12 protein-coding genes are annotated in these 24355 nt (G+C 51.9%); 6 read left to right on the forward strand and 6 right to left on the reverse strand.

Annotated features, from left to right (window positions below):
• Window positions 1-55 precede the first annotated feature (55 nt).
• From ACTJJS_RS26365 to ACTJJS_RS26390, 6 genes are all read right to left on the reverse strand, one after another.
• The gene (locus ACTJJS_RS26365; protein ID WP_440666321.1) at window positions 56-5506 is read right to left on the reverse strand and encodes an Ig-like domain-containing protein; all 5451 of its coding nucleotides are present in this window, start codon (window positions 5504-5506) and stop codon (window positions 56-58) included.
• Window positions 5507-5508: 2 nt separating this feature from the next.
• Window positions 5509-6720: a sialidase family protein gene (locus ACTJJS_RS26370; protein ID WP_440666323.1), complete on the reverse strand. Its 1212-nt coding sequence runs from the start codon at window positions 6718-6720 to the stop codon at window positions 5509-5511.
• Complete coding sequence (locus tag ACTJJS_RS26375) at window positions 6707-8308, reverse strand: RagB/SusD family nutrient uptake outer membrane protein (RefSeq protein WP_440666324.1); 1602 nt, start codon at window positions 8306-8308, stop codon at window positions 6707-6709. The genes ACTJJS_RS26370 and ACTJJS_RS26375 overlap by 14 nt, the downstream gene beginning before the upstream one ends.
• Before the next feature lie 17 nt (window positions 8309-8325).
• Window positions 8326-11484 (reverse strand): SusC/RagA family TonB-linked outer membrane protein, encoded by a 3159-nt coding sequence (locus tag ACTJJS_RS26380; RefSeq protein WP_440666325.1) that lies wholly within the window; start codon window positions 11482-11484, stop codon window positions 8326-8328.
• A gap of 84 nt (window positions 11485-11568) precedes the next feature.
• Window positions 11569-12618, reverse strand: coding sequence for a FecR domain-containing protein (locus tag ACTJJS_RS26385; protein ID WP_440666327.1), 1050 nt, complete (start codon window positions 12616-12618; stop codon window positions 11569-11571).
• A 67-nt stretch (window positions 12619-12685) separates the two neighbouring features.
• Complete coding sequence (locus tag ACTJJS_RS26390; protein ID WP_343746574.1) at window positions 12686-13204, reverse strand: sigma-70 family RNA polymerase sigma factor; 519 nt, start codon at window positions 13202-13204, stop codon at window positions 12686-12688.
• Window positions 13205-13483: 279 nt separating this feature from the next.
• On the opposite strand from ACTJJS_RS26390, the gene ACTJJS_RS26395 reads away from it, so the two are divergent.
• The 6 genes from ACTJJS_RS26395 to ACTJJS_RS26420 all read left to right on the forward strand — a co-directional run bounded on the left by ACTJJS_RS26395 (window position 13484) and on the right by ACTJJS_RS26420 (window position 24353).
• Window positions 13484-15412 carry a glycoside hydrolase family 97 catalytic domain-containing protein gene (locus ACTJJS_RS26395; protein WP_440666329.1) on the forward strand — a complete coding sequence of 643 codons (1929 nt, stop codon included), beginning with the start codon at window positions 13484-13486 and terminating at the stop codon, window positions 15410-15412.
• 159 nt (window positions 15413-15571) lie between these two features.
• Complete coding sequence (locus ACTJJS_RS26400; RefSeq protein WP_440666331.1) at window positions 15572-16126, forward strand: RNA polymerase sigma-70 factor; 555 nt, start codon at window positions 15572-15574, stop codon at window positions 16124-16126.
• A gap of 295 nt (window positions 16127-16421) precedes the next feature.
• Window positions 16422-19619: a SusC/RagA family TonB-linked outer membrane protein gene (locus ACTJJS_RS26405; protein WP_440666333.1), complete on the forward strand. Its 3198-nt coding sequence runs from the start codon at window positions 16422-16424 to the stop codon at window positions 19617-19619.
• A gap of 12 nt (window positions 19620-19631) precedes the next feature.
• Entirely contained in the window at window positions 19632-21518 is a 1887-nt protein-coding gene (locus ACTJJS_RS26410; RefSeq protein ID WP_440666335.1) for a RagB/SusD family nutrient uptake outer membrane protein, read from the forward strand.
• Between the two features lie 10 nt (window positions 21519-21528).
• Window positions 21529-22251 carry a DUF3823 domain-containing protein gene (locus tag ACTJJS_RS26415; RefSeq protein WP_440666336.1) on the forward strand — a complete coding sequence of 241 codons (723 nt, stop codon included), beginning with the start codon at window positions 21529-21531 and terminating at the stop codon, window positions 22249-22251.
• A 428-nt stretch (window positions 22252-22679) separates the two neighbouring features.
• On the forward strand, window positions 22680-24353 hold the full coding sequence (locus ACTJJS_RS26420) for a ribulokinase (protein ID WP_440666338.1): 1674 nt from the start codon (window positions 22680-22682) through the stop codon (window positions 24351-24353).
• Window positions 24354-24355 lie beyond the last annotated feature (2 nt).

Here is a 24355-nt window from a genome sequence, read left to right on the forward strand (position 1 = left end):
TAAAAAAAGCTGTCTCATATTAAAATGAGACAGCTTTTTTATGTTAGTTTGATTTCTAGTGTTTCACCACTTTTATCATTTTGGTTTTGGTGCCTTGTCTGATATTGATGTAATAAATCCCGGGGTCGAGCTGTTGACCTACCTGATAATACTCACCGGTGTTTATCCTCGTGGTATAGATGATGTTGCCGGCATTATTGACAATCGTCAGCAGTGCTGGTGTTTTCGCGGAAGAAGTCATTCTTACATTAAACACACTGCTTGAAGGATTGGGATATACTTCGGTTGTGAAGTCCAGCTCACTGTGTGGATTTAACTTTCCGCCGCCAGGCGCCACCATGGTGGTATTGGCGGTCAGGCTTTGCAGGGTGTCCCCGGGTGAGGTGGTCCGTACTTCAATGGCCGCAATGGCGCCACTATAAGGATCATACAAGCCTTTTTTAGGGTAGAAGAAAACCATGATCAAACCGCTGGCATCTGCTTTTGCGCGGATGGTCCTGGTAATGGCGGTGTTCAGTTTGTTGCCTGCGGCCTGGTATACATTGAAGTCGGTGAGACTGTCCAGTCCATTGGTGGCTTTGACGCTGAACACGCGGTTGTTTTTTTGTGCGTCCTGTGGTTCCACAAAGTGCATACGGACAGCATACACATTGTTGGGCGTGAGGTTGCGCAGGTAATACCGCATCTGGGTCACATTGTCTTTGAATATGCGGATATACTCGTAGACTTGTGGCGGAGCGGGATCGGTCACCTTCGATACGTCCACAGGGCCGTCCACTTTTTGCACCCAGGTATAACCGGCATGCCACAGTTTATCCGTGCCGGTAGGGCCTTCCGGAACATATTGCGCGAAGGTGGTATTGGCATATGGCCCGGCAGGCGTGTTGGTGGTGCCTGCGTTGATGCCCAGTACGGCCGATTTATTTGTCTTTAAAACTTCTATGCAATAATCGTCCACCCATACGGTGCCGGGGCCAGTTTTAGCGATCCAGTACGTCAGTCCTGTTGCGCTGTCAGGCACATTGATGGTATCTCTTATCTGCGCCCAGTTGTCGAGGTAAGCGGGCACATTGTACACGTCTTTTGCATAAGAGGCGTTGCCGATGGCGGCGCCTGTACTGTCTATGAAACCAACGCCATATCCTGCCCACCACGGATAACCATTGGCGTCTTTTTCTACCTTGATCCATTTGGTGAATACGATAATACTGCCGCCTCTTACGGGGATGGCATTTTGCATGTTCAACGCGGTCTTTACGGGACCATATCCCAGTGTGGCGGCTTTGTCGCCGGAATGGCCCTTGCCGCTGACGGCATATACAGCGCCCGGGGTAAGCGCGGTATCTTTATAGGACAGCCAGTTCACCATGCCGCTCTCAAAGCCGTAGTTGGGTATTCCGCCGCAGGAATCAAACGGTACTACCGTTACCGGCAGCGTCGCGGAAATGCCTGAGCCATCGTGGGTATTGGCGGTAATGGTCAGCGTACCCTGTCTGACGGCGGAGATCAGGCCGGTGCTGTCGATGGTGGCCAATGCGGGATTGGAGCTGCTCCAGGTTACTTTTTTTATGGAAGTGTTGGCCGGTATATAGGTAATATTTACCCGGATGGTGTCTTTTTCTCCGATGGTGACCGGCGACGGCTGGAATGTTAAGCCGGTGGCCAGCACATTCGCAATGTGGACATTGGCTTGCGCCACTATGGCCGCGTTGTCTGCTGCTATGGCCCTGATGACAACATCACCCTGTTTGATGCCGGTGATGGTCCCGTTGTTGCTGACAGTAGCAATGGTGCTGTCGGACGTGGTCCAGGTCACGCCTTTGTTGCTGGCTTTGGACGGACTGATAGTCGCGTTCAGCTGCAAGGTGGCGCCCACAGATACGGTGGCGACGGTGGTGTCTAACGTTAACGCTGCTACGGGAATATAGATGACCGTATAGGTTTTGCTGGCGGTGAAACCGCTTTCCACGGATTTGGCGGTGATAGTCACGGTGCCGGCAGCTTTTCCGGTAACGATGCCGTTCATGTCTACGGTGGCTATGGCGTCGTTGGACGACTTGTACACTACGTTCCGGTTGGTGGCGTTGGCCGGGGTGGTGGTCAGCTTCAGCGTGTCTTTATAGTTCACATAGAGGTTGCTGCTGTCTGAGGTGATACTGATTCCCTGAAGCAGGATGATACGCGCCTCGAGGGCCGCTATAGACGCAGTATAAGGGCCGTTAAGGGTACCATTGGGAAAGAAGTATACGACGATGGTGCCATCATTGTCGGATTTTGCTTCCAGGGTGCGCGTGATCACAGTGTTCAGCTTATTGCCGGCGGCCTGGTATACGTTGAAGTTGATGAGGCTGTCGCCGCTGGTCTTCACGCTGAATGTCCGGTTGGCTTTGTCGGCATCGACAGGCTCAACAAAATGCAGGCGCAGTGAGTAGTTGGCGTTGGCGATCAGGTTACGGAAATAATAACGCATCGGTGTTTGGTTGTACCTGGAGATGCGCATGTACTCATATACCTGGCGTGACGCCGGCGATGTTACCTGGCTGAGGTCCACGGTGGCCGTGATTTTGACGTTTCCGGTATAACCTGCATGCCATAGTTTGTCTGTGCCGGCCGGGCCTTCGGGCACATACTGGCCGATTGCCGTAGTCTGGTAGGGTGTGGCGGGGTTGCCGGTACTGCCTGCATTAATGGCTATCACCGTGGTGTTTACGACCAGCTGTACGGTTTTGGTGAAACCTCCGTCTGCGGCTGAAATAGTGAGGGTGGTACTGCCTTGTTTCAGGCCTGTCAGGGTGCCGTTGGCATCCACGCTGGCAACAGTGCTGTCTGCCACCGACCAGTTCAGCATTTTATTGGTAGTGTTGGCCGGTATAACGGCAACGGCTATCTGCCGCGGCGTATTCATGGTGCCATAAACAATGCTGTCTATGGTAACGCCTGTGGATATCACGGGCGGAATGATGGTGATCTGCCGGCTGTTGGTTTTCCCGCCATCGACCGATGTCAGCGTAATTGTGACGACGCCTGTATTGATGGCACTGAGGTTGCCGAAGGCGTCCACTTTGGCTATGCTGGTGTCGGAAGAACGCCAGGTGACGGCCGGATTGGTAGGGTAGGCAGGTGTCAGCTTTGCTGTCAGTTTAATGGAATATCCTTTTACAACCGTGTCTGAGGCGGCATTGATAATTTCCACGGCCTGCACCGGTCCTGCTACCGGCGTACCGAAGTACATGCCATTTCCGTGCACGGAAACGACCATCCGGCCCCTGTTATCGGCAGTAATACTGGGTGCTACGCCCGGCAGGCGGTCCAGGATGGTGGACCAGGTGCGGCCGGTGTCATCTGAACGGAAGGCGCCGTAGGCAATGCCGTTAATGGGAATGGCCTGGCTGGTAACATACAGCGCCAGGTGCGCATTGGGTGTCGTATCAGACAGGGCCACGGCCACCCATTTAGGCTTAAAGGTGTCTCCGCCTACCTTCACGAATGTTTTGCCGGTATCTGTAGTGTGATAAAGACCGCTGTTTTGCGGATAAGCCTCGTTGTGGTAGGCGATCCATACGTCGCCTGTTTTGCCGGGCGTTGTTTCCACATTGGAGGTGGTGGCATAAGCGGAACCATTGGAGTTGTTGCCGCCATTGGCGGTAAGGCCGGCGGCGGCTGTTTTCACGAACGACTTCCCACCATCGGAGCTAACGAAAAACGAACCGCGGTCCCATATGTAGAAATAGTCGCCGTTTACTTTATCCGACGCCAGGTGGTTTTCCCCGGGGTATACCATCCACTGTCCGCCTGCAGGCAATATTCCTGCTGAAAGGCCGGTGGATTTTGTCCAGCTGCTGCCCAGGTCGGACGACCAGTAAACGTTGCCCAGGTTGTTGCCGTCCATTTGCGTGAGCCAGACGATGTTTCTGCGGTTAGCAGATACGGATATGCGTCCACGTAAGCCCGGTGATTTAGGGAAGAGCGTATAGGTATCGCCGCCATCGATGGAATAACCTGAGCGCGAGTCGCTGATGTTGGAAGTGCCGGCGCCGTCGGAACCTACGCGCACAATGAAATTAGGATCGGTGTACTGGAAGGCCACCCCATTCATATTGAAAGCGCTGAAGACGTTGTTATGCAGCGCGGTATTGGACACCGCACCCTCGAATAAAGGCTCCGACAGGGAACGGTGATGGCCGCCGCCCACGTCCGCCGTGGCCGTGAGCAGTACGCTCTTGCCGCTGGGAGGCGCCACCATAGGGCCTGTTACCATGATCTCTTCCAGTCCGACCACACGGATCTTCCAGTCATTGGCGGAAGCGGAAATGTTATCAGTCGACAGTATGTCCAAAAGGTCATTGATCCATACTCTGTCGGGATGAAAAGGGTCCCAGGTGAAGGTATATGGGTTATGGCCGGGCGCATTGTACGATAAACCGTCATTGGCGGAATGCGGGGCTTCTGAATTATCACGGGTGTTGATTTTTCCCTGTGTATAGTAGCCCGGGGCACCGCCTTTATGGGAAATAAAATAGGGATCTTTTTGCCAGCTGCCGCGGGTGCTTACAATGATGTCTTCTGAGTTGGCGGGGTTGACCGCTACTTTGGCAAAAGATCTTTTCTCTTTCGTGGAATCAGGATCTAAATAAATAGGGGAGATGTCCTGCCATCCGCCGCCTTTATATTTGAATACGCCTTTTTTAATACCGTTGAACCTGCCGGCAGAAACGTACAGCGTTCCGTCTGCATGAAGCGTAGCTCGTGTGCCATACACGGGGCTGTTGGGCATCAGGGTGAACGAACCGCCGCCGTCTTCAGATACGTATACGCCGGGTGAGCGGCCGATATAAATCCGCTTAGTGACATTGACGCCGTTGATGTTGATGGTGCCGGCGCTTTTGTCGAAAAGCAGGAAAGAAGAGGTGCCGGCGGTAGGGATGGCGCTTACCTGCGACCAGCTGGCGCCGGCATCTTCTGATTTCCAGGCGCCGGTCTTATCTGTTATCACCCATACCCGGTTGCTGTTGGAAGGGTCTACCTGTATACGGTCCCCGTAAGTCTGTGAGCCGTTGGGATCTACCAGGATGGGCACATGTAAATCGGTCCAGGTATCTCCTCTGTCGGTACTCTTCATTACGGTGCCTGCGCTGGTCCCTCTGCCGGGCGAGGGGCCGGCCACGTGTTCTACAGTGGCATACAGAATGTTGCCGGTGGCATCGTTCGGATCCACGCCGATACTGCCGCAACGTTGACTGAATTCCCAGCTCCAGTATTCGACAGGCATCTTTTTGAACAGCATTAAATATTCCCATTTTTGCAGGTCTTTATTCCACCGGTAAGGAGTGCCCACATCAGTGGTGATGAAATAAAGGTCCGGGACTTTAGGATGCGGCACAAAGTTAGGAAGGGCGCCGGAACCGCCTATCCGCACGGGGTTCCAGATGTACGTTTGTGCCTGTGTGTGCCGCGGTGCGGTCAGACAGACCATCGTTAACAATAGGAGGTGGTAAATCTTTTTCATGTTCATAGTGGAATTTTTAAGGGTCCGGGTGTCTTATAATGTCTGAAGTTCCTGATACGGTGGAACGTAAGGTAGTTGGCGTTATGCTGGTTGTCCGCTCCGCCATCGGCATCGTCAAAGGCTGTTCGTGATACCGCAATAATGTCTTTGTCGTCGAACTGAAAATCGAGGTATTGAAACCCGTGTTTGGCCACATCCGGATGATGCAGCACAATACCGCGTACCCGCCAGTTTTTCAGGTCGGACGACGACATCAGGGCGGCGGTGTTCCTTGTTCTTTCAGGGTTTCCGCCTTTGAAGGCGGTAGGCACATAATTGCTGATGGTCCAGTACTGCCTGCTTACCGGATCATACCTGACGGTAAATTTTTTGCAGCCACCAGGGAAGTCAATGAACCCGGTGGCCGGTGTGAATGATATCTGTTTGCCGGTGCTGTCCACGTCGATGATGGCTGCTTTCTCATCGCCGTTCACACGATAGTCGGTCCGTAACATTGTTACCACGTGCCCATCCGGTGCTGCTACGGCATTGCCTTCCAGCCATCCGCCGAAGTGGCCGCCGAGATAGGTGGAGTCGTATCCGAGCGCGTTGGAGACGGTCCAGTTGCCGGCATCGAGGAGGTCCGCGCCTGCCGGCGCGGAGATGATAAAGGAGTGAAAGCCGCGGCCCCACTGGCCACCGGGGCCGTTAAGATCTTCCAGCGCTTTCCAGATACGTTTTTTGTAGATAAGCACCGGCGTTGCAGCGGCATGGAATTTTCCTTCCAGCAGCCTTCCATGTTGCCTGGTGTCCGGCTGTGTCCAGGTATGGCCACCATCGGATGATTTCCGTATAACGACGTCACCACCGGCAGTTTCAGGCCCTATAATATAGGCTTCCCCGTTATAGACAAATAACTGCGACCATTCCTGGCCGTCTATCTCTGCTATTTTTTGCCAGGATTTTCCTTTGTCCGCGGAACTGAATATCTGTGCCCTGCTCTTGCCTGTGCGGCCCGGACCAAAATATTCATGACTGGCGAGGTAGTGTCCATCGGGCAGTATGCAGATGCTGGGAGAACCTATGTATAGTTTCTCCCTTGCAGAAATGTGCTGAATGACCACTCCCGGTACTTTAGCAGAAGGGTAATCCTGTGCGGAAGAGAAAACGGCCAGTGGCAACAAAGCGATGAAGCCTATCCGCTTTATATGAAGGAGGGCATTAATTCCAGCCATTGCGAATGTCTTTGGCCACATTGGCATTATAGTTTTTCTCCACGTCCGGAATAGGGAACAGCAGGTGTTTGTCCTGGAAAGGCTGCATGCCGCTTCCCGGCTCTGCGGCTTTTTCCGCGTTGATCGTTTGTTTGATAATGCCCCATCTCAGCAGATCGAAATACCGGCACTGCTCTCCGCATAATTCCAGCTGGCGTTCGCGCATCAGTATTTTCATGGCGTTGTCCCTGTCGCCCAGCGTGGCGTACAGTACGGCCTGAGAACGGGAACGAACGCTGTCTATCAGTGCCAGCGGCGCGTTGCCGGTATTGCCTTGCTGGATATACGCTTCCGCCAGCATTAGCATTACATCTGCCAGGCGGATCACCTGCCCGTTGATAGGACTTTTCGGATCACCGTACTTTTCCACGAGGTTGTAATACTCATATTTTTTCCAGCGATAGTCGCCCTGCGGATCGGTGGCGTCAAAAGGGAATGGTTTGGCGCCGGTGGCACATTGCTGGCAATACATAGTTTCTCCGCCTGAAGCGGCGGTGCCATAGAAGGTGGATTTGGCACGGGGATCGGTATACGGGTCACCGGTGGTGGGATGGGGATACGTGAACGCTTTCACGGCGGCATTACTGATGTACACGTTTTTCCAGTCGTTCCAGCCGTATTCCATGGCGCGGCCGGTATGTGTTTGTTTACCTACCTGCTCGGCGCCGTTGCCAAACATATAGTAGGGAGAACCAACGCCCCAGTCGGTCCACTGTTGGTCCATGATTTGAAAAATGTTTTCCGGCGTGTTCTGGTTGGTGGTGCTGAAAACATTATCGAACGAAGGATCGAGTTTGTAGGTATATGGTGCGCCCATCAGTTTTTCGAAAGATGTTTGCGCCTGCGCCCATTTTTTCTGGTACAGGTACACTTTCCCAAGAAGGGCTATCACGGCGCCTTTGGTCACCCTCCCTAATTCTGCGGCGGGATATACGGTGGGCAGTTCTGCGGTGGCCTCAGCTTCTGTCAGATCTTTTTCTACCTGCTTCCACACTTCGGCGGCAGGGCTTCGGGATAAATAGTTATTGTGCAGCGTGGTTTGATAGTCGGTGTAGAGAGGTACATCACCCCATAAGGTCACTAAATGAAAATAGGCGTAGGCCCGCAGGAATTTAACTTCTGCGAGGTATTGATTCAGTTTGGCGCGGTCTGCGGTGGCGGTGGGGTTCCAGGCGGCGGCCCTGTCCAGCACCAGGTTGGTGCGGAAGATCATCCGGTAGAGAGAGCTCCATAAAGCGCTCTGGTCGGCGTTGTTGGTACCGAAGCTGTAATCGCCCAGTTCCTGTTCAGCGCCCAGCAAAAAGCTGGCGCGCTTGGCTTCATTGCCCATCAGGTCAAAGATGTAATAATACTCCCTGGCCCATAGTCCCGGGTGTAATAACGTGGCGTAACTGGCGATGGTGGCCTGGTTCATCGCGCCGATGTTGGTGAAATAGGTATCGTAAGCGTAGGCGCTCTGGTCTACCAGGTCGAGGCGCGATTTTTTACATCCGGAGGAAACCATCGTCAGCCCGGTTATCAGCAGTAATTGGTATATATACTTCTTCATAAAATCACATTTAAAAATTAAAACCCTAATTGAACACCTGCGAGGAACGTTCTTGGCTGCGGCACCTGGCCCTGGTCTATACCGCGTGCAAACAGATAATCCCCCGCCACCTCCGGATCATAACCGGAATACCTGGTGATGGTGATCAGGTTCTGGGCTGCGATATAAACGCGCAGTGATTTAAGCGTGCCTTTGGTGGTGCTGGTTAACGTTGATGCGGGAACGTTATATCCAACAGTGATGTTCCTTAAACGAAGGTAGCTGCCGTTTTCCAGCCACCAGTCGGACGGGCGCAGGTTGCCGTTGCCGGTCACGTTCTGACCTATCCTGGGCAGCGCGGCCACGTCGCCGGGCTTGCGCCACCTGTCGAGGATGTCGGTGCCGGCGTTATGCCCGGTAGACATGAAGCTGGTGTATAGTTTTAAGCCGTTCAGGAGTTTTGATCCGCTGACGCCTGATAATACCAGGTTCAGGTCGAAGTTTTTATAGGTGACGCCTGCATTGATACCGTAGATATATTTGGGGATGGCGCTGCCCAATATCTCCTGGTCTTTGGCGGTGACTACGCCATCGCCGTCGATGTCTTTGTAAATAAAATCACCGGGCAGCAGACCGTCCTGGTACTTTGCGTCCGGTTTGCCTGTTCTTTTGGCTGCTTCAAGGTTGAGCGTATTTATTTCGTCGGCATCCCTGGCCACATGGTCCAGCCGGTAGCCGTAGAAGGCGCCAATGGCGCTGCCGGCGGCGGTATAGGTGGTGGCAGGTACGGGCGTAAAGGCGCCGGCCTGGATAGGTGCGGAAAACTGATCGCCTAATGACAATACTTCGTTGTGGTTAAGAGAACCATTGACGCTTATATTGAAGCTTAGGTTTTTGTTGATCTTTTCCCTGTAACCGATCGTTAACTCAAACCCGCTGTTACGTGCGTCCGCTGCGTTTACTGTTTTTCGTGGCTGCGTGCCCGTTGGGCTCACACCAATGCTGGCAGGCAGCAGGGTGGTGACCAGCAGGCCGCTGCTTTTGCGGTCGTACCAGTCGGCTTCAATGGTGAGGCGGTTATTGAAGAATGCCAGTGCCATGCCTATGTCGATCTGGTTGGTTTGCTCCCATTTTAAGTCCGGGTTGCTGAGCGTGGTGAGCGTGGTGCCGGACACAAATGTTTCCGTACTGCCCAGGGAATATACCAACGCGCCACCAGGCGTGCCCTGGTAGGTTTTGGCGGTATTGAGGAAGTTGGGAATATTGTTGTTGCCGGTCTGTCCCCAGTTGACACTCAGCTTGCCGTCCGACAGCACCGGGATGGAATTTTTAATGAATGTTTCTTCCGAAAAACGCCATGACACGCCGCCGCCGAAGAAATTACCGTAACGGTTGTTGGGGCCGAAGTTGGATGCGCCATCCCGGCGGTAGCTGGAAGTCAGTATGTATTTATCGTCATAGGTATAGTTCAACCGGCCATAATAGGAGATCACGGAAGGGCGCGCATAGTTGGAATAACTGTTGGTGACAGACTGGGAAGAGGCTACGCCTACATTGGGGATATTGTCGTTAGGTTGCCCGGTACCCCTGACAGATGAACCGTTGGTGATGCCCGGGTCTATGTAGCTCTGTCCGGCGATTGCGGAAAACTGGTGTTTGCCCAGCAGCTTGTCGTACGAGAGATAGTTTTCCAGCATGTAGTAGGAATTCTCCGTAAAAGTCAGCATGGATTGGCGCGCCTGGTTCAGGAAATTGGACGACTGGTACTGTTGCTGATAACTGTTGCTGCGGCTGGAGTTGACTTCTGCCGCGAACTGTGAGCGGAGTTTTAATCCGTCAAGGAGCCTTACCTCACCTGACAGCTGCGGGAAAAAAGCCATGGATTTAGTCGTTTGACTTTTCATGGCTATCTCCTGCAGGGGGTTAACGGCATTGCTGAAATCATCGATGTTGGAGAGGATAGAATATCCGCCCTGGATGGATGGGTCCAGAATGGGCTTATAGGGAGCGTATTGTATGGCGTTGATGATATTGGCATAGTTGCCTTTGCTGACATACTGCCGGACGATGATATTTTGTGTGAACCGGAAGCGGCCCAGCGTTTCCTCCAGGCCTACGCGTGCCTGGAACCTTTTGTTGGTGGCGTCGGTCAGGATAGCCTGTTGATCTATATAGGAAGCAGATACGCTATAGTTTACCTTTTCACCGCCGCCGCTGATATTGAGGTCATTTTCGGATACCAGGGCGTTGCGAAAAACAGCGTCCTGCCAGTCGGTGCTGTCTTGCAATACCGCCGCGGTGCCGAATTTGGCCGGTAGCACGGTGTTTTTAGTCGCAGCGAGGTCTTTCAGCGCGTCCACATATTGTGCCGCATTGAGCAGGTGAAGTTGTTTCCAGGCTTTGGCTGTGCCCCATTGGGAAGTGAAACTGACGCGGGGCGGACCGGTCTTCCCTTTTTTGGTGGTGATGATCACCACGCCGTTGGCAGCTGCAGAGCCGTAGATGGCGGTGGAAGCCGCATCTTTGAGGATGGTGATGCTTTCTATGTCTTGTGGATTGAGCGTGTTAAAAAGGTTTTTGGTGCCCTGGATGCCGTCCACTACATACAGTGGATTGATGTCGGTGAAGCTGCCGGTCCCTCTGATGATGATCTGGGCATCTGCGCCGGCGCTGCCGCTGCTTTGCAACACCTGTACGCCGGCAGCTTTACCAATGAGCAACTGTGAAGGGTTGGTGGCGTTGACGGCACCGGCTTCTTTCACCGTTACTACGTTGAACGCGCCTACTACGTTCTTCTTTTTGGCGGTGCCGTAGCCGATCACCACAATGTCGCTCAGGGCCGCTATTGTTTTGACGAGGCGTACCGACAAAGTGAGCGTGGCGCCCGGTTTCAGGGATATGTTGTCGAGCCGCTGCGTTTCAAAGCCCATGTAGGAAATGCTGAAGGAATATTTTCCTTCGGGAGGCAGTCCGGAGAAACGGAACACTCCGTTGCTGTCCGTCATGACACCTGCGGTATACTTTGTTTTTTCATTAAGCGCTACCACCGAGGCATTGGGAAGAAGATCACCCAGGTCGGTGCGCACGGTGCCGGTCACCTGCATGCGGCCCTGGGCCCAGGTGGTCGTTGAAAGGCCTGATATCAGCATGACTGGCAGCAGAAACAGAAACCATTTTGGTTGATAGAACATCTTCATAACTGGAACGTGTTTTTAAATACAGGGCATAGCAGGCCCGGAGCGCTAAAGGCGCCCGCTTGTGGACAGAACTATATGGGTGAATTATTTCCTCTTGATTATAAATCCGCTATCATTCCGGATCAGCGTCAGGTTATTGGGCAGCGTTAAATCAGTCAGTATTTTCTCCAGGGAATCTGTTTTTTCAAATTTACCATCGAAATAAATCGATATCACGTCTGAAGGATAATAGTAGATAGCTACGCCATAATAATTACTCAACTGGTCCAATACCTGCGACATTGGTTGATTATTAAATTTATACCAGTCCGGTTTCGTGTACCCGGCGCCGTTGTTGCCGGCTTTTACCGGCAGGTCCGCGCTCCTGGTGTTGAAGTCTGTCACCAGCGCTTTGCCTGTTTTACGGTAGTAGTTAAGCGCTTTGCCAGGGGTCAGTACTACGTCACTGATGATTTTTTTGTTGTTGACGGCCCCCTGCACCATTACTTTCCCGCTGTTGAGCCTGATGCTGATGATGTCTTCCCCGGGGATGGCTTTAACATGAAAAAAGGTGCCCAGTGCGGTCGTATATAGTTCACCGCTATACACGACGAAGGGGTGTAGTTTATCGGCCGCCACCGTGAATCCGGCTTCTCCGGCCAGGTAGATGTTCCTGTTGTCTGTGAATTGTTTGTCGTACACGATGGAAGCTGCCGGAAGCAACTGTACGACCGAGCCGTCCGGCAATGTAATGGCCATGGTTTTATGGCCCGTGTTGATAGTCTGTTGTTGTCGTTCAGGCGGTACCGTTACCGTTATGCCTGGATTAATGGCCGTTATTTTGGGGGGGTCCTGGCGGAAGAGAAGCAATGTCCCGCCGGCCAGCACGCCGGCCGTTACTGCCGCGATGGCCAGTCGTGCAGCCCATTTCCTGCGATTATTGCCTGGCACCGTTTGCTGATGAATATTCTTCAGCCACTGCCGGGAAACGGCTTCCGGAAAGTGGCTGCCTTCCTGCAGTTGCAGGAATTCCTCTTCCGGCAGGTATTTCTCCAGCATATCAGGATGCTCCTGCAGGTAATTGGCTACGCTGCGGGCTTCTTCCGGTGTGCATTGATTGCTGAAAAACCGTATCAGTAATTCATCATTGATCATATGATATTTGGCTGATAGTAAGTAATACGTTTGTGACAGGCAAACTACGTAGTCCCGTCAAAAAAAATTAAAACCGGCTAAGCCATGCCAGGAGGGAGATGAGCACCCCAAGGGCGTGTTTTATCTGTTTGATGGCCTGGAAAATATGTGTTTCCACTGTTCGGGGCGACAAGGAAAGTTCGTGTGCGATCTGCTGGTAGCTCATACCATTAAAGCGGCTCATTTCGAATACTTTACGCCGCATGGGAGGCATTTCCTTTAATATGTTGGCCAGCTTTGCCTGTAGTTCCTTTTCCGCCAGCTTGCCCCAAAGGTCGTCTACCGGCAGGGTGTACCTATCTATAACGTGGACCACCTTTTCCTGGTAAACAGTTTCCTTCCGGAGGAAGTCGATCAGCGTGGTACGGGCAATGCGGAACAGCTGTGACTCTATCTGCAGATCGTCAGCAAGGCTTTCCCGGTAGTTCCAGCATTTGATGAATGTAAGCTGCGTCACCTCTTCTGCAATGAAGGATGACTTGGTTTTCTGGAGAATAAAATAATATACCCTTTTGTGCCAGGAATAATAGACTTCGTTAAAAGCCAAAAGGTTACCTTGTTTCAAAGCAGCTATAATATTCAAAACGCGGTCATTTATCACAGCAATTTAAATAAATAAATGTGGAAATTCCTAGCGGGCGATCAGCAGTTCCACAACGGAAAACGGGAAGGTTTTTGGTCCCGAAAAAAAATCCGAAGGTACGGCTTCCGGATTTTTTGTTATGCCTTCTGAAAAAAATTATAATAGTCAAAATGACATTTATTTATTATTTTTGAGAACACCACGTTTCGGACCGTTTCAAAAACGGCTTATATATTTATAGTTATGAAAAGCGCAAACATCATCCTGGCCATCTTATTCTTATCGCTAACGCACGCACGGGCGCAGTCAAAGGAAGTCCTGATCTTTAGCCCTGATCACCACATACAGGTAGCTGTATGGAGCGGGAGGGAAGGGGAAATCCGTTACCAGGTGAAGCATCATGAAACAATAGTGATAGATTCTTCCATGCTGGGAATGGAACTGGCAGATGCTGATATGTCGCATCAGCTCCGCTTTGTAGCCGCCTCCGACAACCGTCAGGTGAATGACAACTACCGGATGATCTATTATAAAAAATCTGCGGTCAGCTATCAGGCGAACCAGCGGGTGCTGCATTATGTGAATGCGAAGAAAGCCGGGATAGACATCGTATTTCAGGTGTCCAATGATGCTGTGGCGTTTAAGTATTTGCTGACAGGCAAGTCCGCCGGAATGAAACAGGTACTGAAAGAAAATACCGCCTTTAATTTCCCCGCAGGCACTACTACCTGGCTGCAGCCCATGCAGGTGGCCAGGTCTGGCTGGGAAAGCGTAAACCCGGCCTATGAGGAACATTATCGTACAGCCGTTCCCGTAGAAAATGTGGAAGCGAATAAAACCGGCTGGGTATACCCGGCATTGTTTAAAGTAAAAGACAGTTGGGTACTGTTGACAGAAGCCGCAATGGACGGCAACTACTGCGCTACCCGGTTGTTGTCTTCCGGTACGCCCGGCAGCTTTACGGTTGGGTTCCCCGATCCGAAGGAGGTCATCACCGGCAAAGGTTATCTGCCGCAGGCGACCTTGCCATTTGCATCACCATGGCGGGTCATCACCATCGGGTCGCTGGAAACGATCATTACCTCTACCGCAGGCACTGACGTGGCCAGGCCTGCTGTTATACAAAACACATCGTTTGTTAAACCAGGAAAGGCTTCCTGGAGCTGGATCAACTCCAAAGACGATTTCATTACCTATGAAGAACAGCTGCGGTACATCGATTTTGCTGCGGACATGCATTGGCAGTATTGCCTGATTGATGTTGACTGGGACCGTAAGATCGGCTACGAGCGGATGCAGCAGCTGGCAGACTATGCGAAGAAAAAAAACGTGTCCCTGTTGCTGTGGTACAATTCTGCGGGCGACTGGAACACGGTAAAGTATACGCCTAAAAACCTGTTGCTCACACATGAAGGCCGCATGAAAGAGTTTGCGCGGATCAGTAAAATGGGCATCAAAGGTGTAAAAATAGATTTCTTTGCCGGCGACGGCCAGTCCGTCATTCAATACTACATCGATATCCTGAAAGACGCGGCAGCCAACGGGCTGATGGTGAATTTTCACGGCGCCACGCTGCCGAGAGGTTGGGCACGTACCTATCCCCATCTGGTGACGGCAGAGGCGGTGAGAGGTTTCGAAAACGTGACCTTTGGCCAGGGCGACGCCGACAGGGAAGCGGAAATCTGTACCATGCTGCCTTTTACCAGGAATGCATTTGATCCTATGGACTACACTCCGATGAACTTATATAAAGTACAGTCCTATACGCAACGGAAGACCAGCAACGCGTTTCAACTGGCACTGTCAGTGCTGTTCCTCTCCGGGATACAACACTATGCTGAATCCCCGGAAGGAATGGCAAAAGTGGACCCACAGGTAAAAACGGTGCTGCGTGAACTGCCCTCCGCCTGGGACGATGTGAAATTCCTGGCGGGCTATCCCGGGAAGTACGTGGTATTGGCCAGAAGAGCAGGTCCAAAATGGTATGTCGCCGGTATCAATGCACAATCGGGCCCGCAACAGGTCCAGGTGGACCTTGCGGCTTTCGGTAAAACGAAAGGGCAGCTCATCACAGAGGGAAACGATGCGTTTTCTTTTAATATAACAAATGCAACATCCGGTCAAACAGTTGAAATGAAACCCTCCGGCGGATTTTTAATGATACTGGAATAATATCACAACAATAGTATCTCAGAGAAGTGTGTCAGTTATTTTTATTTGTATATTAGACAATTATTAATATAGGTTTGCAATCTGGCCTATGCAATTTGTTATAAGTCACGCCTGGACCGGGCTGGTGACGGGTTTCACGTTGATACTAATTCCCCATATATGAGTGATGTGCATCTTCAACAATTTGCAGACGGTATGCTGTTAAATTTACTGAGGGAAGATAACAGCGAGGCATTTAATGTGATTTATGCAAGGTACCGGGAACGGCTCTACGGCTATCTGGTGAAGGTCATTAAAGACACCGCAGAGGCAGAAGATATCCTCCAGGAGGTATTTGTTTCCCTGTGGAAACGCCGCGGCGACCTGCATCATATTGAATCCCTGTATACCTATCTTTTTTCCTGCGTGCGGTATGGCGGTTTCAGGTATATGCGTAACGAAGCAAGGAAGCATCATTTCAGGGCCTCCTGGCGCCTGCTCTTCGGGGAGGAAGACGACCTGTTTGAGCAGCAGCTGGCCGCTGACGAACTATCGAGAATACTGAACCGGGAGGTAGACAAACTCCCCCTGAAAATGCGGCAGGTATTTATTCTCAGCAGGAAAGAAGAACTGTCCCACCGGGAAATAAGCCACAAATTAAATATCTCCGATAAAACGGTAAAGAAGCAAATAAACAACGCACTGAAATATCTACACCTGAAGCTGAACGCATAAATACACTGTACCGGATTTTTTTTATTGCTTCTACTACCACACCCTGTTTTTGAACACTTCATTAATGTGCCGTAGCGATCAAAGCCAAAATTGATAAAGTAGCCTGTTCCACGAAGGCTATACTGTGATGACTGATTCCACAGAATATGAACTGAAAAATCGATAATCAAAGCAACCACGTGTATGAAAAAAATCAATGGGCATCATCTCTGTCCCGTCAGAGAGCCATGTAGCTATGCCATTAATTGTCAACCAGACTGATATGAACTATTGACCTATTCAAAATTCAAATTCCATGATGAAAAAAATTCCGCCTGCCCTTTTGTGGCTGGTGATGATATCCTGCGCCCTGTTTTTCCTGCCTGGTCTGGGCTTTGGACAGCAGCCGGCATCCACGAAAACTATTACAGGCACTGTCCGCAGTGAAAAAGGTGAGCCGCTGGCCGGCGTGACCGTACGTGTGAAAGACGGCACAGCCTCCACTCACACTGATGCCAACGGCCGGTACAGCCTCTCTGCCGCCGCTGGCAACGTGCTCATTTTTTCCTCCATCGGCTTCAAGCCACAGGAAAGACCGGTGCCGGCCGAAGGCTCGGCGATAAACCTGGTATTGTCCGATGAGTTTTCCACGCTCAACGATGTGATCGTGGTAGGCTATACGTCGCAAAAGAAAGCCACGGTTACCGGCGCTACCAGCAGCATCAATTCGGTTGACCTGGTGAGAACGCCGGCAGTAGCCGCTACCAGCGCGCTGGTAGGCAAAGTGGCGGGCGTTACTTTCCGCGCTACTGATTCCAGGCCGGGCAATGGTACCTCGCTGCAGATCAGGAACCTCGGTGATCCGCTGTATGTGATAGACGGCGTGCCTTACAGCACCAACAACGGCAGCACTGCCTTCGGCTTTAACACAGGCATCTCCGGGCAGAACCTCTTTAACAACCTCACCATAGAAGATATTGAGAGCATCACCGTGCTGAAAGACGCATCTGCCTCTATATATGGTTTACGTGCATCCAATGGCGTAGTGCTCGTGACCACAAAAAAAGGCAAACGGCGGGAACAAACGTCCATCAATTTCTCCAGTTATTACGGGCTGCAGAATTTTACACGTTATCCGCGTCCGGCCAATGCAGGGCAGTATGTGCGCGGACAGCTCGAAGCCGCTCAGAACGCCGGCAATGCCGCGCCTTCAGACATAGCATTGATCTATACGCCGGAGCAACTGGCCAAATGGGAGGCCGGTACCGAAAAAGGATATAAAAGTTATGATCACTTTAAATCCGTGACACGGCCTAACGTGCCACAGTATTATATGAGCATGAACGCTTCCGGAGGGTCGCAACGTTCCAACTACTACCTGTCACTGAGCCACATGCGGCAGGACGCCATCATCAAAGACTTTAACTTCCAACGCACCAATCTCCAGGCCAATCTCAACGGCAGCGTGGCCAAAGGGCTGGAAGTAGGCACGGAAATCAGCGCCCGCATTGAAAAAAGACATAACGTCGGCGTGCCCGGACTGGATGATTATTTCAACCCGCTGCTGAGTATTTCCAGTATGTGGCCCACAGAACCGCTCTATGCCAACGACAATCCCAACTACATCAATACCGGCCATAGCGTCAATATCAATCCGGCCACGTACAAAGACAATATAACCGGCTACATCGATGAACTGTTCCGTGCGGTGAATGTGAATGTCAATGCGCAATATACTTTCAAATGGGGCATGGTGCTCAAAGGCCTGTATTCCTACAATTTTACCAATGAAGACTTTGATGGCTTCGAATACACGTACAATTCCTATACATATGACCCTGCCACCGACAGTTATCGTATTACCGGCGGCAACCAGAATCCCTGGCGCGAAAAGCACAAGCGGAATATCGTATCCCGCTTTGCACAATTACAGCTGAGCTACAACAAGCAGCTGGGAGCGCATGCTGTTTCCGCCGTGGCAGCCTATGAACGTTCGGACATGGAGAACGATTACCTCGCCCTGCATACCGTTCCGCCGAATGATTATATTCCGGTAATGCAGCTGGCCAACCTGGACTATCTCGACGATTCATGGGCTACGGAGGCGCGTGCCGGTTATGTAGGCCGTATCAACTACAACTACAAACAGAAATACCTGCTGGAGATGCTGGGCCGCTATGACGGCTCTTTCCTCTATGCACCGGACAAACGATGGGGATTTTTTCCCGGCGTGTCCCTGGGATGGCGTATTTCCCAGGAACCTTTCTTCCAGAACAGCAGACTGAATTCTGTGGTGACAGACCTCAAGATAAGGGCCTCCTACGGGCAAACGGGCAGCGAACTGGGACTGGGCACGCCACCTACCATGTTCACCTACCTGAGCGGATATAACTTCAACCAGGGCAGCGCAGTGTTCAACGGTAGTTATGTCAACGGTATCCGTCCGCGCGGCCTGCCCATCACTAACCTGTCATGGGTGGTGAACCATTCAAAAAATATAGGCATTGACGTTACACTGCTGCGGGGCAGGATCACCGGTCAGTTTGACGTGTTTGAGCGGCTGCGCACCGGTCTGCCTGCCGCCCGGTACGATGTGCTGCTGCCTAATGAAGTAGGGTACGGGCTGCCCCTGGAAAATCTCAATAAAGATGCTACCCGCGGTATGGACGGTATGATCACCTACCAGGACAAAGCCGGCGATCTTAATTATTCCATCGGCATCAACGGTACCATCGCCCGTCGCAGGGACATCAGCAGCTACAAACCGCGTTTTGGCAGTTCCTGGGATGAATACCGCAATTCCTACGAAAACCGCTGGGGCAATATCAACTGGGGATACGAAGTGATCGGCCGGTTCCAGTCCCAGCAGGAAATCGACAATTACAAGGTGAATAACGATGAACAAGGCAACAGGACACAGCTGCCCGGTGACTTCATTTACAAAGACGTGAACGGCGACGGCATCATCAACTATTTGGATGAAAGGCCAATCGGCTATGCGGAGGGCGCACTCCCGTATTTTACCTACGGCATCAATGGCAATCTGCAATGGAAAGGTTTTAACCTGGCGTTTGATTTCGCAGGAGCAGGCATGCAGTCCTATTTTCGCGATTGGGAGCTGCGTTATCCTTTCCAGAACAATGGTAACTCTCCCGCCTATATGCTGAGCGACCGCTGGCACCGGGCAGACCCGTACAATCCTTTCAGTGAATGGATTCCCGGCAAGTTCCCCGCTACCCGTAAAGGTGGTAACAATAATACGCGGCGCAACGATTTCTGGGTCACGAACGTACGGTACCTGCGGCTGAAAACACTGGAGCTGGGGTACAGCTTCCCGCAAAAGCTGTTGAAACGTACCGGTATTTCAAAACTGCGTGTATATGCCTCTGCGTCTAATCTTTTTTCGATAGACAATCTCAGCGCCTATCAGATAGACCCCGAGGTGGCCAGCTCCAACGGACTGATTTACCCACAGCAGAAGCTTTATCTTTTTGGTTTTAATCTCTCACTATAAAACAGTCCGCTGATGAAAAATACTGCCTATTACATGATGATGCTCCTGTTGTTGCTGTTCGGGGCGGCCTGTAAAAAAGACTGGTTGGAACGGAAACCCAAGACCATCCTGCTGGAAGAACAGGTGTGGAACGATCCTAAACAGATACTGGCATTGCTGGCGAATTATTATGACCGTCTCCCTACCGATATGGGCATGACCGGCAACTGGGCCAATATGGCCGATTATGACGATGCCATGTGGTCCGGCTATTCCGGCAACGATGGCCGCAACAATATCACCACCTATCCGTATAACCGCTGGGCGCTGTGGGAATATGAACTGATCAGGGACATTAACCTGGCCCTTGAAGGTATTGACCGCTACAGTGTCAGTCTGCCTGCTGACCAGAAAAAACAATTTTCGGCGGAGCTGCGGTTCCTGCGGGCGTATGTTTATTTCGAAATGGTCAAAAGAATGGGCGGCGTGCCGCTGATCACCAAACAGCTGATATATGACTATAGCGGCGATCCTACGCCGCTGCAGATGCCCCGTGCCAAAGAAAGTGAAGTGTATGATTTTATTGCCGCCGAGATGGACGCCATCCAGGGCGACCTGGGCAATATTATTAGTAACACAGGCTCCAACAAGTCGGCCAGCAATACCCGCGCCAACAAATATACCGCGCTGGCCCTGAAAAGCCGGGCGATGTTATACGCCGGTTCGCTCGCCAAATACAATAACATCGCCGGCAATGTCAATATCACGTTGCCCAATGGCGAGGTGGGCATCCCGGCATCGAAGGCGGATGCTTACTACCAGCAGTCGCTGAGCGCTTCCAAAGAAATTATCAGCAGCGGTTTTTATTCGCTGTACCGTAACAATCCCAATAAGGGCGAGAATTTCTATGAGGCGGTGGTCAATAAAATCGCCAACCGGGAAGCCATTTTTGTGCAGGACTTTTTAAATCCTACCAAAAGACACTTGTTCTCTTACGACAATATTGTTCGCAATATCCGGGAAGATAACCTGTCCTCTTCCGGTATTACGCCGTCTTTGGGACTGGTAGAGAGTTTTGAGTATCTCGATGGTACGCCCGGCACCTTAAAAACGCGGACAGCGGACAATTCCGACTACATTTATTACGATAAGCCGCAAGACATTTTTGCCAATAAAGATGCGCGCCTGTATGGCACAGTGATCTATCCCGGCGCCGGCTTCAAGGGGCAGACCATTGAAATGCAGGCTGGTGTAAAAGCCTGGGATGCCGCTGCCAACCGGTTTAATACCATCGAAGGGGCGGACTTAAGTTCGAACTGGACGGACGGCAAACTGCTGGTAGGAAGCGCCGGTCCCCACCGCGACATCCAGGAAGTAAGCACCACGGGTTTTTATCTCCGTAAGTTCATTGATGCCGGCACGGGCACGAGTACACGCGGTATTCAAAGTACGGTTTGGTGGGTACGTTTCCGGTTGGGAGAAATATATCTCAATGCCGCAGAAGCCGCGCTGGAACTGGGACAGATGTCTGAAGCGCTCACTTATGTCAATGAGCTGCGGGAGAGGGCGGGTTTCCCGGCCAACAGCCTGGCGATGCTGACGATCGACAAACTGAGGAACGAACGCCGGGTAGAACTGGCATTTGAAGACCACCGCGTTTGGGACCTGAAACGCTGGCGCATAGCAGACAAACTCTGGAATGGCGATGCCGGTAACCCCAACGATATGGTGTACGGCCTGTATCCCTATCGCGTGGTGAAGCCCGGAGACCCGGCCAGAGACGGTAAGTACGTTTTCGATAAAGTGCTGCCGCCCCGTTTCCGGGCGCCGCGTTTCTTCCGCATCGGCAACTACTATTCACAGATAGATCAATCGTGGATCAACAACAATCCTAAACTGGTACCCAATCCCAATCACTAATCTTATGATCATGTTACTGAGAAATATAGTCACGCTGCTGGCCCTGTTAGCCATACTGGCCGGCTGCAAAAAAGACAATTATGATCCTCCTTCCTCCATCCTCAAAGGCCGTGTAGTGTATAACAAGGAAGCCCTGGGCCTTCGTTCCAACGGGGTACAGGTGGAGCTGTGGCAGCACGGGTACCAGCTGTTTAATAAGATACCCGTGTACATCGACCAGGACGGCCGTTTCCAGGCCGTGTTGTTTAACGGGCAGTACAAGCTGACATTACTGCGGGGCAACGGTCCATGGCAGGACAATACCGATTCCATTGATGTGAACGTGAACGGCAGTACGGAGATTGACCTGGCGGTGACCCCGTTTTTCACCGTAGGAGGGACTACATTCAGTTATCAGCCGGCAGACAGCAGTGTTACCGCCACGTTTACTATCAGCCAGGTGGTCAGTGGTAAAACACTGGAATCTGCCACGCTGTATGTGGGAGCCACACAATTTGTGGACGCCATCAACCAGATAGAACTGACCGATGTATCGCCCCTGGCCACCGGAACACAGCTGACCGCCAAAGTCAGTTTAAAGGCGTCCAAATATAGCAGCAGTGCCGACAGGGTAAAGCAGTTGAACCTGCTCAGTTTGTATAACAAAAAATACTGTTACGCACGGATCGGCGTAAAAACCTCCGGGGTGGCGGAAAGGATATACAGTACCGTGCAGCAGCTGAAGCTGCCGTAACCAGACAATAAAGCCGGAAAAAAGTCCTGATTGCCAGGTGTTCAGATTAGATGCGAAAGATGAATACGCTGACAATCCCTATGTTTTAAACTTTAGCTGTTAACAGAGGCGCCTCTTTTGGGGCGCTTCTTATTTTGGGTATTATGTACCGTGGGGATACAAAATGCTACCGGAAATGCTTTGCAGCTCAATGTTTTATCTTTTTTAAAAGTTTTTTTTGATGTTTTAATTGTAAATGTGACAATTATTTTGTTTTTTTGAATTGTCACAGCAAAAGAATAGATGCTGTACCGGTTTTTAGATCCATGTTATGAAAAGACGCCGCCGTTATGTATGCACAGTCATACCTCGGCCTGATGTTTTCCACGGGAGATAATACCTGCCAATTATTGCTGCCTTTTTAAATAAATGTCAATCAAATAATTAATATGAGCTCATCCTGGGTAATAGGAGTAGACTACGGTACCGACTCGGTACGCGCGATCATAGTGGATGTACACAGTGGAAATGAAATTGCCTCAGCTGTATTTTATTACCCGCGCTGGAAGGACGGACTGTACTGCAACGCAGCAGAAAGCCGGTTCCGCCAGCATCCCCTGGATTATATAGAAGGACTGGAAGCCACCATCCGGCAATGCCTGCAGCAGGCAGGCCCGGGAGCTGCCGCAAACATTAAAGCCATCTCGGTGGACACTACCGGTTCCACGCCGGTAGCGGTAGATGAAACGGGTACGCCGCTGGCGCTCACACCGGCTTTCCAGGATAATCCCAATGCCATGTTCGTGCTTTGGAAAGACCATACAGCACTGAAAGAGGCTGCGGCCATCAACGCTACCGCCGCCACCTTTCAACAGAACTACCTGCGTTATGTAGGAGGGATTTATTCCTCGGAATGGTTCTGGGCCAAGCTGCTGCATATTCTCCGGGCAGACGAAGCGGTACGGCAGGCCACTTACTCGTGGGTGGAACACTGCGACTGGATACCGTTTCTGTTGTCCGGCGGGAAACATATCCGGCAGATGAAACGTGGCATTTGCAGCGCGGGCCACAAAGCGTTGTTTGCTACGGAATTTTGCGGTCTGCCGCCGGACGCGTTCTTCGCGGCCATAGACCCGCTGCTGTCAGGATTTACCAAAAAGCTTTTTACCCGGACCTATACCGCCGGCGAAGCTGCCGGCCACCTTTGCCCTGAATGGGCGGAAAGGCTGGGGCTTTCCACTGATGTGGTGATCGGCATCGGCGCTTTCGACGCACATATGGGCGCCGTAGGCGGACAAATAGAACCATATCATCTCAGCAAGGTAATGGGCACTTCTACTTGCGATATGCTGGTGGCGCCTATGGAAGAAATGGAACACAAGCTGGTAAAAGGTATCTGCGGGCAGGTGCCTGGCTCCGTGATACCAGGCATGATGGGCATGGAAGCGGGGCAGTCCGCCTTCGGCGACGCCTACGCCTGGTTCAGCAATGTACTGGCATGGCCGTTACAGCACCTGCTGCCGTCGTCCACCCTTATCACTCCGGAGATCGCCGCAAAGCTGGCACAGGAGGCCTCCGCCAGGATGATCGCCGAGCTGGCCACACAGGCGGCGCTGATCCCGCCACAGGAACACGACGAGCTGGGCATCGACTGGCTGAACGGCCGCCGTACGCCCGACGCGGACCAGTCGCTCAAAGGCACGCTCACCGGCCTTAACCTGGCTTCCGATACGCCACGCATTTTCCGCGCCGTGGCGGAATCCACCTGCTTTGGCGCCAAAGCCATCGTAGAGCGCTTTGAAAGGGAAGGCGTGCCTGTGAAAGGACTGATCGGCATCGGCGGCGTGGCCAAAAAATCACCTTTCATCATGCAGATGATGGCCGACATTATGAACATGCCCATACGGATACACCGCTCGGAACAAACTTGCGCACTGGGCGCCGCCATGTTCGCTGCTACGGCTGCAGGCATCTTCCCCAAAGTGGAAGACGCCATGGAAGCCATGGGGCAGGGGTTTGAAGTCACCTATCAGCCCAACGCCCGCTATGCAGGCATATACGAAAACAGGTACCGGAAATATAAATCATTAGGGGCTTTCACCGCCACCGTCAACACTGATTAATT

The sequence above is a fragment of the Chitinophaga sp. 22308 genome (assembly GCF_052045305.1).
GTDB classification, from domain to species: domain Bacteria; phylum Bacteroidota; class Bacteroidia; order Chitinophagales; family Chitinophagaceae; genus Chitinophaga; species Chitinophaga varians_A.

What these genes read in the sequence shown, in the direction of transcription:
- ACTJJS_RS26365 (WP_440666321.1), bottom strand. Translation starts at nt 5,506, where the DNA reads ATGAAAAAGATTTACCACCTCCTATTGTTAACGATGGTCTGTCTGACC.
- ACTJJS_RS26370 (WP_440666323.1), bottom strand. Translation starts at nt 6,720, where the DNA reads ATGGCTGGAATTAATGCCCTCCTTCATATAAAGCGGATAGGCTTCATC.
- ACTJJS_RS26375 (WP_440666324.1), bottom strand. Translation starts at nt 8,308, where the DNA reads ATGAAGAAGTATATATACCAATTACTGCTGATAACCGGGCTGACGATG.
- ACTJJS_RS26380 (WP_440666325.1), bottom strand. Translation starts at nt 11,484, where the DNA reads ATGAAGATGTTCTATCAACCAAAATGGTTTCTGTTTCTGCTGCCAGTC.
- ACTJJS_RS26385 (WP_440666327.1), bottom strand. Translation starts at nt 12,618, where the DNA reads ATGATCAATGATGAATTACTGATACGGTTTTTCAGCAATCAATGCACA.
- ACTJJS_RS26395 (WP_440666329.1), top strand. Translation starts at nt 13,484, where the DNA reads ATGAAAAGCGCAAACATCATCCTGGCCATCTTATTCTTATCGCTAACG.
- ACTJJS_RS26400 (WP_440666331.1), top strand. Translation starts at nt 15,572, where the DNA reads ATGAGTGATGTGCATCTTCAACAATTTGCAGACGGTATGCTGTTAAAT.
- ACTJJS_RS26405 (WP_440666333.1), top strand. Translation starts at nt 16,422, where the DNA reads ATGATGAAAAAAATTCCGCCTGCCCTTTTGTGGCTGGTGATGATATCC.
- ACTJJS_RS26410 (WP_440666335.1), top strand. Translation starts at nt 19,632, where the DNA reads ATGAAAAATACTGCCTATTACATGATGATGCTCCTGTTGTTGCTGTTC.
- ACTJJS_RS26415 (WP_440666336.1), top strand. Translation starts at nt 21,529, where the DNA reads ATGTTACTGAGAAATATAGTCACGCTGCTGGCCCTGTTAGCCATACTG.
- ACTJJS_RS26420 (WP_440666338.1), top strand. Translation starts at nt 22,680, where the DNA reads ATGAGCTCATCCTGGGTAATAGGAGTAGACTACGGTACCGACTCGGTA.